This window comes from Enterococcus sp. AZ128, from assembly GCF_051714485.1.
Classification (GTDB): domain Bacteria; phylum Bacillota; class Bacilli; order Lactobacillales; family Enterococcaceae; genus Enterococcus_A.
In genome coordinates this window covers 141,916-154,312 of the sequence record NZ_JBIORZ010000002.1, presented here as the reverse complement: position 1 = coordinate 154,312, position 12,397 = coordinate 141,916, and the positions used below count along the sequence as shown (strand labels likewise).

At 39.8% G+C, this 12,397-nt stretch carries 15 protein-coding genes; 13 read left to right on the top strand and 2 right to left on the bottom strand.

The window, feature by feature from the left end; translation table 11 throughout:
- The first annotated feature begins 147 nt into the window (after positions 1 to 147).
- The 6 genes from IGI38_RS12555 (at position 148) to IGI38_RS12530 (ending at position 4,367) form a co-directional block, all read left to right on the top strand.
- Positions 148 to 993: a Cof-type HAD-IIB family hydrolase gene (locus IGI38_RS12555; protein WP_438730846.1), complete on the top strand. Its 846-nt coding sequence runs from the start codon at positions 148 to 150 to the stop codon at positions 991 to 993.
- A gap of 342 nt (positions 994 to 1,335) precedes the next feature.
- The gene (locus IGI38_RS12550) at positions 1,336 to 2,217 is read left to right on the top strand and encodes a LysR family transcriptional regulator (protein ID WP_438730844.1); all 882 of its coding nucleotides are present in this window, start codon (positions 1,336 to 1,338) and stop codon (positions 2,215 to 2,217) included.
- A 122-nt stretch (positions 2,218 to 2,339) separates the two neighbouring features.
- Complete coding sequence (locus IGI38_RS12545; protein WP_438730841.1) at positions 2,340 to 2,858, top strand: flavodoxin; 519 nt, start codon at positions 2,340 to 2,342, stop codon at positions 2,856 to 2,858.
- Between the two features lie 19 nt (positions 2,859 to 2,877).
- Positions 2,878 to 3,291 carry a cupin domain-containing protein gene (locus IGI38_RS12540; RefSeq protein ID WP_438730839.1) on the top strand — a complete coding sequence of 138 codons (414 nt, stop codon included), beginning with the start codon at positions 2,878 to 2,880 and terminating at the stop codon, positions 3,289 to 3,291.
- 14 nt (positions 3,292 to 3,305) lie between these two features.
- A complete protein-coding gene (locus IGI38_RS12535; RefSeq protein WP_438730837.1) occupies positions 3,306 to 3,617 on the top strand; it encodes a carboxymuconolactone decarboxylase family protein in 312 nt (103 codons plus the stop codon).
- Positions 3,618 to 3,632: 15 nt separating this feature from the next.
- Positions 3,633 to 4,367: an SDR family oxidoreductase gene (locus tag IGI38_RS12530; RefSeq protein WP_438730834.1), complete on the top strand. Its 735-nt coding sequence runs from the start codon at positions 3,633 to 3,635 to the stop codon at positions 4,365 to 4,367.
- Between the two features lie 194 nt (positions 4,368 to 4,561).
- Here IGI38_RS12530 and IGI38_RS12525 read toward each other — a convergent pair whose 3' ends face one another.
- Positions 4,562 to 4,735: a hypothetical protein gene (locus IGI38_RS12525; RefSeq protein ID WP_438730832.1), complete on the bottom strand. Its 174-nt coding sequence runs from the start codon at positions 4,733 to 4,735 to the stop codon at positions 4,562 to 4,564.
- A 78-nt stretch (positions 4,736 to 4,813) separates the two neighbouring features.
- Positions 4,814 to 4,966: a hypothetical protein gene (locus tag IGI38_RS12520; protein WP_438730829.1), complete on the bottom strand. Its 153-nt coding sequence runs from the start codon at positions 4,964 to 4,966 to the stop codon at positions 4,814 to 4,816.
- A gap of 517 nt (positions 4,967 to 5,483) precedes the next feature.
- Here IGI38_RS12520 and IGI38_RS12515 point away from each other — a divergent pair.
- The 7 genes from IGI38_RS12515 (at position 5,484) to IGI38_RS12485 (ending at position 12,348) form a co-directional block, all read left to right on the top strand.
- Positions 5,484 to 7,553, top strand: a complete 2,070-nt coding sequence (locus IGI38_RS12515; protein ID WP_438730827.1) for a BglG family transcription antiterminator — start codon at positions 5,484 to 5,486, stop codon at positions 7,551 to 7,553.
- Positions 7,554 to 7,600: 47 nt separating this feature from the next.
- Positions 7,601 to 7,909 carry a PTS sugar transporter subunit IIB gene (locus IGI38_RS12510; protein ID WP_438730824.1) on the top strand — a complete coding sequence of 103 codons (309 nt, stop codon included), beginning with the start codon at positions 7,601 to 7,603 and terminating at the stop codon, positions 7,907 to 7,909.
- A 41-nt stretch (positions 7,910 to 7,950) separates the two neighbouring features.
- A complete protein-coding gene (locus IGI38_RS12505; RefSeq protein WP_438730821.1) occupies positions 7,951 to 9,234 on the top strand; it encodes a PTS sugar transporter subunit IIC in 1,284 nt (427 codons plus the stop codon).
- 15 nt (positions 9,235 to 9,249) lie between these two features.
- Positions 9,250 to 9,657 carry a tetratricopeptide repeat protein gene (locus IGI38_RS12500; RefSeq protein WP_438730819.1) on the top strand — a complete coding sequence of 136 codons (408 nt, stop codon included), beginning with the start codon at positions 9,250 to 9,252 and terminating at the stop codon, positions 9,655 to 9,657.
- A 30-nt stretch (positions 9,658 to 9,687) separates the two neighbouring features.
- A complete protein-coding gene (locus tag IGI38_RS12495; RefSeq protein WP_438730817.1) occupies positions 9,688 to 10,554 on the top strand; it encodes a class II fructose-bisphosphate aldolase in 867 nt (288 codons plus the stop codon).
- 1 nt (position 10,555) lies between these two features.
- Positions 10,556 to 11,173, top strand: coding sequence for an AAA family ATPase (locus IGI38_RS12490; protein ID WP_438730814.1), 618 nt, complete (start codon positions 10,556 to 10,558; stop codon positions 11,171 to 11,173).
- A 176-nt stretch (positions 11,174 to 11,349) separates the two neighbouring features.
- Positions 11,350 to 12,348 (top strand): LacI family DNA-binding transcriptional regulator, encoded by a 999-nt coding sequence (locus IGI38_RS12485; protein WP_438733371.1) that lies wholly within the window; start codon positions 11,350 to 11,352, stop codon positions 12,346 to 12,348.
- The last annotated feature ends 49 nt before the right edge of the window (positions 12,349 to 12,397 follow it).

Genomic DNA, 12,397 nt, shown 5'->3' with positions numbered 1-12,397 from the left:
AGAGAACACCTACTATTCTTACTCTAATTGTTTTTGTTTGGCTGCTAAATTTTCCTGATAGTTAAAAGTAGATTGAAAAGCACCCTCAAGAATAGTAACCTAAATAGAAATACATGTTTTTTAACTTTTTAGAATGTGAGGGAAATGATGGGTAAGTTAATATTTTTAGATATCGATGGGACTTTGTGTAATGACCTTGGGGTTGTTCCGATTAGTGCTAAGCAGGCGATTATTCAAGCGTACGAAAATGGACATCGCTTCTATTTATGCACGGGGCGTTCAAAAGCGGAGATTACGGAAGATGTTCTTGCTTTGCCGATCAGCGGAATCGTTGGCGCGGGAGGCGGATATTGTGAAGTAGATGGAGAAGTAATCCTTCATCAGGTTTTTGACTCGAAAGAATTAAAAAAATTGATCGGCTTTTTAGAAGAGAACCGTGTCGAGTATTATCTTGAGTCGAATCAAGGATTATTTGCAAGTGCGAATCTAAGAAACCTTCTTATCCAGCTTACGCTAGGTAATCTTGCTGAAGAGTCTGCAGAAGGCCAAGAGAAAGTCGCTTCAATCAAATGGTTTTTAGATTTGTTGATTGAAGATCCTTCTTTGATTGATTATGAAGATGTGAATAAACTTTCTTTTGTGAATCACTCGATTCCATACGAAACGATCCATGCACGTTATGATGGTGATTTTCATATGTTGAGAAGTACTGTCTCAGCATTTGGGCCAGACAGCGGAGAAATTGGATTGAGAAATATTAATAAAAGAACGGCCATTGAAACGTTGTTACACCATTTACAACGAGATAAGGAAGATTGTTTGGCTTTTGGCGATGGAAATAATGATATTGCGATGTTCGAGGCGGTAGGAACAGGGGTCGCGATGGGGAATGCCAAAGAGGAGTTGAAAGCGATCGCTGATGAGATTACCTTGACGCATGATGAAGGCGGTATCGCTCATACTTTAGCAAAACTAAATCTTGTAAATTTATAACGAGACAAATAGGAAACTGGGGAAGCTTGCAGATTATTAACTGCAGGCTTTTTTAATTTCTTGAATTCTGTCTCTTTAAGGTTCATTGAGCAAAGGTGCTTATTTCAAGTGAGACGATGGGCTATGAATTTAAAGTTTTTCTGGAAAATACTTAACAAAATGAAAGTAAAGGAGTAATTTCTTTTTAATTTTTAAGGTTTAAACAGGTTTGACTTTCTTATTTCGTAAAAGGATTTTTCAATTATTTTGAGCCAGCCATGGACGAGGAGCATTTGGGAAAGTTTTTTTATCCTTGTAGAAACAATATCTGCTAGAATAAAAGAAAAAGCAAAGAGGCATATTATGGAGATCAGACTTTTACGTTATTTCTGGGCGGTCGCGCAAGAAGGAAATATCTCACGGGCAGCAAGAACGCTAAATATTACGCAACCGACATTGAGCAGGCAAATCAAGGAACTTGAGGAAAGTATCGGAACGTCGCTTTTTCATCGTGAAAAGAATCGATTGAGCTTGACGAAGGAAGGCTATTTCTTGAAAGAGCGGGCTGAAGAGATTTTAGCATTAGATGAAAAACTAGAGCAGGCTTTTTCAGTTCAGAAGAACAAACAATTGAGTGGGACAATTGCGATTGGCTGTGTTGAGGCGGATAATTCGGATACAGTCGCGATGCTGCTGGAGGAATTAATCAGTGATTATCCGCAGATCAAGTTCAATTTAGTAACCGGAACCAGTGATGACATTGCGGATCGACTTGAAAAGGGAATATTGGATCTTGCGATATTGTTGGAGCCGGTGATTTTGAATGAAGTAGAGACCCTCGTTTTGCCAAGAGAAGAAAAATGGGGATTTTTAGTTTCTAAGGAGTTATTCATTGCTGACAAAGAAGCTATACGTCCAGAAGATATCAAGGGATTGCCGATTCTTTGTTCAGGACGCTCTGAGGTACAGAGGTTATTGGCTGAATGGTCGGGAGAACCATTAGACCAATTGAACATTGTGGGAAACTTTAATCTTATTTTCAATGTGTTGCCGCTAGTTGAGCATAAAGTTGGGGCGGCTTTAACGATCGAGGGAGCAATTTCTGATCGCAAGTTGGAGGAGTCGGTATTTATTCCATTGCAGCCACCTGTTAAAACACATTGCGTTTTAGTTTGGAAAAAAAGAGTTCAAACCTCTGCTGTTCAAGAATTGATTAATCGCTTTAAGCATGCCTTTAAGCTATAGCACTATGACTATATAGGCATTAGACATAGAAGACAAAGAGTCGTATTCTGAAGTTGTTCAGGATAGGGCTCTTTTCTATGATGAATAGAGTCTTAAAGTAGCGAGAGAACAGGAGGGATACTATGACAACGGCGGTTATTTTTTTCTCAAGAGCAGGAGAGAACTATATTAACGGAAGAAAGCAGTCAATCTCAGTTGGAAACACGGAGATTTTAGCTGAAAAAATCAGTAATGAGTTAGGTGTTGAGACCTATCGATTATCACCAATGATTCCTTATTCCGAGAATTATGATGAGGCAGTGCAAAAGGCGGAGAAGGAAAAGCAGGATTCAACACAAGTGGCGTACGAAGAGTTATCGATTGACTTCGAACAAGTAGATACGGTTTTTCTTGGATATCCGAATTGGTGGGGAACGTATCCCCAGGTTGTGGCGACTTTTCTCGCGAACCACGATTGGAAAAATAAAGTGATCTATCCTTTCTGCACTCATGAAGGCAGCGCTTTTGGATCGAGTATCCAAGATTTGCAAAGGGCTTGTACAGAAGCTGAGATCAAAACTGGTTTAGCCGTTCGCGGATCAAAAGCGGATCGCGCAGATACTGCAGTAAAAAACTGGCTGCTGGCCTATTCAAAACAATAATGATTTGGAGGAATGTATAATGTCAAAATATGAAGAAGTAAAAAATGGTGTGATCTTTCCGATTGGAGAAAAAAATGATGCCTATGCACAATATTTTATTGGTCAAAGCTACTTGCAATCGTTGGTCGCCGATCCAGCGATTAACGTGGGCGTAGGCAATGTCACTTTCGAACCAGGTTGTCGTAATAATTGGCACATCCACCATGATGGCTATCAATTATTATTGGTGACGGGAGGAGAAGGCTGGTATCAGGAAGAGGGAAAGGCTGCACGACTTTTGAAAGCCGGAGATGTGATCGTAACTCATGATGGTGTGAAGCATTGGCATGGTGCCACAAAGGATAGCTGGTTTGAGCATATTGCTGTCACTGCGGGTACCCCTGAATGGTTGGAACCTGTGAATGATGAATGGTATGAAAAATTAGGAGAGTAAGGAGAGATGTTAGTATGAAAAAACAAACAGCTGGAAGAGAGCAATTAGGAGAATTCGCTCCCCAATTTGCGGCTTTAAATGATGATGTACTATTTGGCGAAGTATGGGCTAAAGAGGAGGAGCTTTCTGCGCATGACCGCAGCATGATTACTTGTTCCGCATTATTAGCGATGGGAGCTCCGCAACTTGAAGCTCATTTGAAAATCGCCAAAGAAAATGGCATAACAAAAGAAGAAATCAGTGCATTGATCACCCATTTGGCATTTTATGCAGGGTGGCCTAAAGCATGGAGTGCTTTTGCAATGGCAAAAGAAATTTTTGACTGAGAATCGAGGAAAAGAATGAATACTAGTAAAGAAAAAGTTGTCGTAATCACTGGAGCATCATCAGGAATTGGTGAAGCGACAGCAAAATTATTGATTGAAAATGGTGCCAAGGTTGTTTTAGGCGCTCGCCGAGAGGAAAAATTAAAACAGTTAGTCGCTGAGTATGGAGAAAACAGCGCTTATGCAGTGACAGATGTTCGTAACCCGGATGATGTAGAAGCGTTGGTTGACTTGGCCGTTGAAAAATTTGGCAAGGTCGATGTACTGTTCGCCAACGCTGGAATTATGCCGGCGTCCAACATGAGTGAGCTTAAAACAAAGGAATGGAATGACATGGTGGATATCAATATCAAAGGGGTATTGAATAGTTTGGCCGCGGTGCTCCCCCATTTCACAAAACAGAAATCTGGACATGTTATCGCGACAAGTTCGATTGCTGGCCTAAAAGTATTTCCTGGAAATAGTGTTTATACAGGAACGAAATTTGCGGTCAGAGCAATCATGGACGGCTTTCGAATGGAATCAGCGATGGAGAAAACCAATATTCGTACCACAACTTTATATCCAGGGGCGATCGCTACGGAGCTGTTGGATACGATCTCGACACCTGAAGTGAAACAAGGGATGGAAGATTTTTACCAAATCGCTATTTCACCAGAAGATGTAGCCAAGACTGTACTATTCGTCATTGAACAACCTGCTGAGGTTGGGATCACTGAAATGACGATCTTACCTAGCGCGCAAGCTTAGCAAAATAAAGCTGCTCATAGAGGTATGGGCAGTTTTTTTGCTGGCTGCAGTTCCCAATAAAAAAACTCATTTGAACAAGGTTGTCCAAATGAGTCAGAATAAAAAATCTGTTTGTATACTGTTAAGAAATTTCAAAAGACTAGTATAGGCTCAGCAAATAGGATGATTGACTACGCTCAAATTCTGATGAACTGTCATTTTTTGCGGAATTGTTGAATCAGGAAAACAAAAATAAAGAAAAATAGTGCTTCCCATAGTGTTGTCGTCCAACTGTAACGCGGACTGATGCCAAAAAATAGATTGCCAATATTGGAAATGGCTAAATAGACTATTGTAACTAAAAAAGAGTTTAAAATTCTACGCGTCATAAAAAGCACCCTCCATTCATAATTAAAAGTATAAAGGAGGATGTCGATTGCGTCCAATAATGACTAGGAATCTAAAAATTATTTTTGTTTCTTCTTCTTAATAGCGAAGGTACCAGAAGCCCCCAAAGCTATACCGATAGCCAGTCCAATGGCCAAATTATCGAATAGCATGCCAAAGATCAACCCCATTGCGATTCCTACACCCAACGATCCTCCATCATCCTTCTTCATGTTAATCTCTCCATTTTCAATTGATTTAGTTGTTCTATAGTTTTATTGTAAAGGAAAATGATAAGAAATAATAGCTGATTTAAAGTGATATCAGCCTACACAAACTAAGGGATAAAATATGTTCCAATGTTTTTCAAGCTAATTTAGTTACCTACATTAGGCTATAATAGATGAAACTGAGCAAGTAAATTAAACAAAAAACTTCCACTTTTGTGGAAGTTTTTTGTTTAATTCCAGTTAGATTTAATTAATCCTTTTTGGATGTTAAATAATGGCAGGGAAAGAGTCTCTCTATCTTATTTTGATGCGATTCTTTCAAAGATACAAGCATTTATTTGTCACGGAAAAGTGTTTTTAAAACCGAATAAAATAACGTGTATAAAGTCGTGTTCAACGGGATGAGTCTCAATTCATTTTAGATTGCGCTTACATTTTTGCCAAAAAAGATTGCAAGAATCTCTACTTATCAAGAAAAATAAAGGGTTATATACTCACCTTAGACGAGAGGAAGATATAGATGAAAGATCGAACAGTAAAAATATTGCGGATTTTTATAACTTCTGATTATCCAGTATCACTATCAAAACTAGAGGAAGAATTTCACACCAGTGCTCGCACGATTCGAAATGAATTACGAGAAATCAATCAGTTTTTAAGTGAGAAGAAACTTCCAGAAATCAAAAATCTTAGAAAGATGGGTTATCAATTGGTTTTGGCACCTAGTGAAAAAACAGCATTGCTGGAGCAGCTTGATTTAGTGAATGATGAACACTATTTGGATCGTGAGAGCCGAATTTTTGATTTGATTCTTTCTTTTTCATTAGGAAAGAAAGCTACGTTCCTCTATCAAAAGGAAGAGGAATATCAGATTTCGAAAAGTTCATTAGACGAAGACATGCGTCGAGTTAGGAATATTTTAACGGATTATGGGATCGAGGTTTTAAGTGTGCCAAAGCAGGGAATCGTGCTGCAAGGTGCTGAGCGATCGATTCGAACGATGATTTATGACATCATCAATAATTCAGTAGGTGTGATTTCATCCCAAGGTGAGCAGGAAGTGTCGCTTAATCGAACGATTCTGAATCACTATATATCACCGCAGCTACTAAAAAAGCTTGATCAGTTATACGTCAAATCCTTAGCTTCAATGGAAGATGCAATCTATCGAAATCAATTGTTGGTATTCACGGCAGTGTGGCTGAGTCGCTACTTACGAGAGGATCTGATTGCCAGCTCCGTTTGGGAGGCGGCGGATACACCGCAAAGCGACATTCGTGATTTTGTTACGGCGATCTGCGGAGCCTTTCAGATTTCACCGCCTGAAGTTGAGATCAAATATATCGTATTTATGTTGAATACCTTTAATTCAAGGGATATGAACAACTCTATCGAATGGGTCCAAGCCCAGCTGCTTTCGATTCAACTGATGCAATTTGTCGAAGCAAAGACAAAAATTCCCTTTTCTAGAAAAGAGGAGATGCTGCAGGAAGGACTGTACAAGCATTTAGTTGGGTTGATCAACCGAGTGAAAAGCGATATCCAGATCGTTAATCCCTTGAAGGAAAATATTAAAAATAATTACGGCAATATTTATTCTGCCATTCATCAGTTTACTCCCTCGATCGAACAAGTAACGGGGAAGCAGATAACGGAAGACGAGGTCGCTTTTCTCACAATCCATTTTTCAACTTCAGTAAGTGCAATCAATCAGGACCTGCATTATATCTATAAAGCAGTGGTTATTTGCAATCATGGGGTCGCCACGGGGAAGCTGCTATCGGAAAATTTGAAGGAACTTTTTAATATTGAAGTGTTGGCAGTACTGAGCTCGCGAGAATTAGATCTGATTGAGAAACTAGATGTTGATTTAATTTTCAGTACGGTAGCGATCCGGTATTCGCAAAAGCCTGTATTGGAATTAGAACCGATTATCAAAGAAGAGAGTAAAAAGAGAATTACCCGTTTTTTGAGTGAGAATCAAAAGCTCAAGCGGTTAGTCAATAACCAGGATTCGACACAATTATTTTACGCACTGATCGATACGATTGGGAAAAGCGGCGGAGAAGTGTCGGGAAGTATTTACAAGGAACTAGAAACACTTTTCGATCAAAATCATTTAACGATAAACAAGAAGGAGATTCAGCCGATGTTAGAAGATGTTTTGAAGGACAGCAATATTTTATTGAATGAAAAGGTAGCTACTTGGGAGGAGTCGATCCGCAGGGTCTCCGAACCTTTGGTAGCCGAGGAAGTGATCGAACCGAGCTATGTTACAGCGATGATCGACTCCGTAAAAGAATATGGTCCTTATATCGTGATCGGAAAACACATCGCATTGGCTCATGCCCGCCCAGAGGATGGGGTCAATCAGTTAGGAATTAGTGTCGCAACAATTAATTCACCAATTGAATTTGGAAACGAGGAGAACGATCCGGTAAAAATAATTTTTTGCTTAGCTGCGATCGATTCCTACTCTCACTTAAATATTATGAAGAGCTTGATCGCACTGATTAACGATGAGGAAAAGGTTGATCGCTTAAGTCGCGAGACGGATATCGAACGGTTCAAGGAAATTTTATATAGTTAGGGAATTATGATTTTTCAATATATAAAACAGAATGGAGAGAAAGAAAGATGGGAAAACAAGTATCAATTTTATTCGTATGCGGAGCAGGATTAGGCAGCAGTTTTGCTGCTCAAATGGCAGCTGAAGACGTGTTGAATGCGCATGGTGTGGACGCGAAATTGGATCACGTAGATATTTCAACAGCGGCATCATCACAATCCGACATAATTATTACAGCACAAAATTTCAAGTCGCAGTTTGAAAAATTCTCAATTGATGAAGAGAAAACCGCCATCGTTTATCTAAAAAATATCGTCTCAAAACCAGAAATCGAAGAAAAGCTTTTGCCGATCTTAGAAACAAAAGGCGCACTATAAAAATCAAATGAATCCACAAATATGAATAAGGAGCGAAACAAATGGGAGTAGTTAATTTTATTATCGAGAATATCTTGACGCAGGCCTCGATCACAATTGCGTTGATCGCTATGCTGGGTTTGTGTCTGCAGAAAAAATCAGCGGGTCAAGTCGTTTCAGGAACCTTAAAAACGTTGCTTGGCTTCCAAGTATTGAGTGCTGGTTCTAGTATTATTGTTGGCAGTTTGACTTATTTTGGAGAAATTTTTACCGCTGGATTCAATATGCAGGGTATCATTCCATCGATCGAAGCGATTAACGGACAAGCGATGAATGAGTTAGGTTTGGGACGGGATATTGCACTGACGTTTCTAGGTATTTTTATTGTTAATATTCTAATCGCTCGTTTTACGAAATGGAAATATATTTTCTTAACAGGTCAAGCGATTCTTTGGATGGCAACGATGACAACCGTTTTTGGTTATTTTGCGGGATTAAGAGGGTTCATGTTGATCATCGTTGGAAGTATTGTTGGAGCGATCTTTGCCGTAGCGATGCCAGCGATTGCACAGCCGATCATCCGTAAAATTACGGGATCAAATGATATTGCTTTGGGTCATTTTTGTACTATCGGATATATGTTTGAGGCTGGGGTTGCGTATGTCTTTGGTGAGCGTGGCGAAAATAAAAAGTCGATTGAAGATATCAACTTGCCAAAATCCTTTGAGTTCTTACAAGATACGTATTTATCTGTAATGGTGGTGATGGTGCCGCTTTATATCATTACTGCTGCGTTTGCTGGATCGGGAGTCGGCGATCATGGGGCTCAGCATTATCTGATGTTCGCTTTCCTGCAAGCCATTCAGTTTGTCGTCGGAGTTTACGTGTTGCTATCAGGCGTTCGTCTATTGTTAGGTGAAATCGTACCAGCTTTCCGCGGAATTGCAATGAAACTTGTACCCAATGCAATTCCTGCATTGGATTGTCCGGTATTTTTCCCTTACTCACCGAATGCCGTAATTCTTGGTTTTATTACAACAACCATCGGTTCGATCATCGCTATGTTTTTACTGCCGACCTTTGGTTTAGCCATGATTCTACCAGGAATGCTGACTAACTTCTTTGCAGGAGGGACTGCTGGTATTTTCGGTAATGCGGTTGGTGGTCGTCGAGGAGCGATCATTGGTGGTATCGCTCACGGGTTCTTCATCACCTTACTGCCAGCTCTTTTAGTAACGATCTTCAATCAAATGGGCTTTGTGAACGCAACTGCGACGGATGTCGATACCGTTGCTGCAGCATTATTGTATGCATGGATTCTTAGCCCGATCTTGAAAATGTTTTAATTAGGAGGTTTCATGATGTTTGGTTTCTTTAAGAAAAAGAATAAACCAGAAAAAACGGAAGAAAAGGTTGAACTTTCCATGAAAGAAAAGGAGAGCTTAACCAAAGAAAACCAGCAAACAATTGTAAAAATCGCAGAAGCAGAACAAACAGATTCGGCTGAAGCAAGTGAATTAGCCAGTTTATACGAAAATTTGGGATTGAACTATGCCAAGTTGGAACAGGTTGATTCGGCAATCGAAAGTTTAGAAAAAAGTTTAGAGCATAAACTGACAATTGGCGACGGCTATAAAAAATTAATGAGCCTTTACAATGGAAAACGAGCTGAAGCTGCTCGAAATGCCGATGACGAGGGCATTGAGAAGTACATGGGAAAAATGGATGAAATGCGTCAAATCGCTAAAAAAGTGACCATCAGCAGGTAACTAAACAAAAGAAAAGAAGGTATTGGATAAATGTACAAAACATTAAAAGAAGTAACGCAAATAGCAGAAGAGTTGAATATGACGATTGGAGCATTTAACACGCATAATTTGGAAATGCTGCCGGAAATGATTCGGGCCGCCAAAGAAATGGGTTCACCGATCATTATTCAAACTAGCATCGATACAGCAAAATATATCGGCTACGATGTGATGGTAGCAGTGGTCAAAGAGATTGCTAACAGCGAAATGGTAGATGTTGCGTTACATTTAGATCACGCTAGAGATTTCAATGAGATCAAAGCAGCAATCGATGCAGGGTATTCCAGTGTTATGTATGATGGCTCACATCTACCTTTCAAAGAAAATATTGCCAAAACTAAAGCAGTTGTCGAATACGCTCATGCCAACGGTGTTTCCGTCGAAGGTGAATTAGGTACGATTGGCGGAACTGAAGAAGGCATCTCTGTAGCAGAGGACGATAAAGTTTATACTAAACCAGCGGATGCGGTAGCATTTGTTAAACAAACGGATATTGATGCTCTTGCTATCGCAATAGGAACCAATCATGGACAATTCAAATCAAAAACAGAAGTAAACATTCCTCTGTTGAAAGAGATTCATGCAGTTGTTGATGTGCCGTTAGTAATCCATGGCGGTACAGGCGTCAAAGAAGAGGATTATCCAGAGCTGATCAATAATGGGATTCGTAAATTCAACGTTGGGACGGAACTATTAGTCAACTGGACCAAGGTAGCGAAGGAATCCTTTGGCGAAACCGAAATAAATAAATCTCTTCGTCATAACGTCATTCCAGCTAACCAGGCGGTCAAAGCAATCGTCAAACACAAAATCGGTTTGTTTATGAATGTGGACAGCCCACTGGCAATGCAAAAATAAAATGAAGAAGTATTTGATTTTGATTGCCGGCAGTCCAGCAACTGGGAAAACCTATTTAATCAATGAAATGCGGCGTGTTCTAGGAGATTTTTTCCTGATTACGCCAGATGAAGGAAAAGAAATTTTGGCAGATCAGATCGGCTTTGATACTCCAGCTGAGAAGAAAGAGCTGGAAAAAAAGGTCTGGAGATTCTATTACAGCGCATTGGCACTGTACATGGAAGCTGGCAAGCGCATCGTGGTCTCCGAATATCCTTTTAGTGAGAAGCAGAAAGATAAGCTGAATGCTTTAGTTGAAAAATATGACTACGAACCAATTACCATTCGTTTAGTTGCAGACTTCGATGTCCTTTGGGCTCGTAGAAAAGTCCGTGATATTGAACCAGATCGGCATTTGAGTCATATTATGAGTCATTATCATTTTGGTGATGAACTGCTTAATCGAAGAGAGGCAGATGCTTTGATTACGGAAGAAGCCTTTCAAGAGATTATTGAGACGCGTGGGTATGACCATTTTCAATTAGGGAGCCTGACTGAATTTGATGTTTCTGATTTTTCAAACGTTGACTATGTGCCTTTTCTAGAAGAACTAGCTGAACGAATTGCAGAGAACCGTTGATTATTTAAATCAACGGTTCTTTTTTATGAAACCATTGTGTTGATGATAATATAGAAGGAGAAATAATTTAGAACAATTAATGAATCATTCAAACGTTTTTTTAATAATTCGTGTTGACAAACATGGCGGGACATCGTATGATATTTATGAAATCGATACCACAAGGCGGTGAAATATTGGCAACGATAAAGGATGTAGCAAAAAAAGCAGGATTATCTGTTTCAACTGTTTCTCGATACTTAAACAATCATCCGTATATCTCTGAAGATAAGCGGAAACGAATTCAAGCAGCGATGGCGGAATTGGACTACACACCTAGCTCAGTAGCGACACAGCTTCGTTCAAAAAAAGGAACAATGATCGGCATCTTAGTTTCCCGGATTGCCAATCCATTCTTTTCTCACTTAGTGGATTCTATCGAAAAAAATGCTCGGTCCCATGGCTATAATGTTTTGGTGATGCAGACATATGACGATAAAAAGGCTGAAACCAATATGCTTGAGATGTTGAAGCAGCAGGTGATTGCTGGTTTGATCATTTGTTCGATCGAAGGAGATCCTAAGATCGTCGAAGCGTATCAAGAATATGGTCCGATTGTTCTCTGCAACGAGCAAATACCTGGTACTGATTTGCCACAGGTTTATACGAATCAAGAGTCTGCTAGTTTTGAGGCAACGAAATATTTGATTGACAAAGGCCATAAGAAAATTGCTTATTGCACCGGTGGTACACTGACTCGAGGCGGACATGGAAATTCTCGTACTGAAGGATTTGAACGGGCGTTGAATGAACACAAGCTACCGATGAAAATCGACTGGATTTTTAAGCAAATGCATACGATTGAAGATGGCAAGCAGGTAGCAGATAAACTGTTATCACTGCCAGAAGAAAATCGTCCCGATGCAGTATTTACTAGCAGTGATGAAGTAGCCAGTGGAATTTTGGAAAGATATTTAGAAAAGGGCAAGCGGGTACCAGAGGATTTGGCGATTATGGGATTTGATAATCAGCCCTTCACTGGAATACTGGCTGTACCTTTGACCACGATCGGACAGCCAGTGGCGGCATTAGGGCGCGAGTCCACCAATTGGCTGATTGCGAATATGGAAGAAAAGGACTATCAATTAGATGAGTCTGAACTAGTATTAGACTTGATTATACGAAAATCTGCATAAGCAGATTTTTTTGAAACTAAATGTGGTATCGATACCACAAAAGGAGAGA

Excerpts from the sequence above, each read along its gene's own strand:
- IGI38_RS12545 (WP_438730841.1), top strand. The coding sequence starts at position 2,340 with ATGACAACGGCGGTTATTTTTTTCTCAAGAGCAGGAGAGAACTATATT.
- IGI38_RS12500 (WP_438730819.1), top strand. The coding sequence starts at position 9,250 with ATGTTTGGTTTCTTTAAGAAAAAGAATAAACCAGAAAAAACGGAAGAA.
- IGI38_RS12530 (WP_438730834.1), top strand. The coding sequence starts at position 3,633 with ATGAATACTAGTAAAGAAAAAGTTGTCGTAATCACTGGAGCATCATCA.
- IGI38_RS12550 (WP_438730844.1), top strand. The coding sequence starts at position 1,336 with ATGGAGATCAGACTTTTACGTTATTTCTGGGCGGTCGCGCAAGAAGGA.
- IGI38_RS12520 (WP_438730829.1), bottom strand. The coding sequence starts at position 4,966 with ATGAAGAAGGATGATGGAGGATCGTTGGGTGTAGGAATCGCAATGGGG.
- IGI38_RS12490 (WP_438730814.1), top strand. The coding sequence starts at position 10,556 with ATGAAGAAGTATTTGATTTTGATTGCCGGCAGTCCAGCAACTGGGAAA.
- IGI38_RS12495 (WP_438730817.1), top strand. The coding sequence starts at position 9,688 with ATGTACAAAACATTAAAAGAAGTAACGCAAATAGCAGAAGAGTTGAAT.
- IGI38_RS12505 (WP_438730821.1), top strand. The coding sequence starts at position 7,951 with ATGGGAGTAGTTAATTTTATTATCGAGAATATCTTGACGCAGGCCTCG.
- IGI38_RS12515 (WP_438730827.1), top strand. The coding sequence starts at position 5,484 with ATGAAAGATCGAACAGTAAAAATATTGCGGATTTTTATAACTTCTGAT.
- IGI38_RS12510 (WP_438730824.1), top strand. The coding sequence starts at position 7,601 with ATGGGAAAACAAGTATCAATTTTATTCGTATGCGGAGCAGGATTAGGC.
- IGI38_RS12555 (WP_438730846.1), top strand. The coding sequence starts at position 148 with ATGGGTAAGTTAATATTTTTAGATATCGATGGGACTTTGTGTAATGAC.
- IGI38_RS12525 (WP_438730832.1), bottom strand. The coding sequence starts at position 4,735 with ATGACGCGTAGAATTTTAAACTCTTTTTTAGTTACAATAGTCTATTTA.
- IGI38_RS12540 (WP_438730839.1), top strand. The coding sequence starts at position 2,878 with ATGTCAAAATATGAAGAAGTAAAAAATGGTGTGATCTTTCCGATTGGA.
- IGI38_RS12535 (WP_438730837.1), top strand. The coding sequence starts at position 3,306 with ATGAAAAAACAAACAGCTGGAAGAGAGCAATTAGGAGAATTCGCTCCC.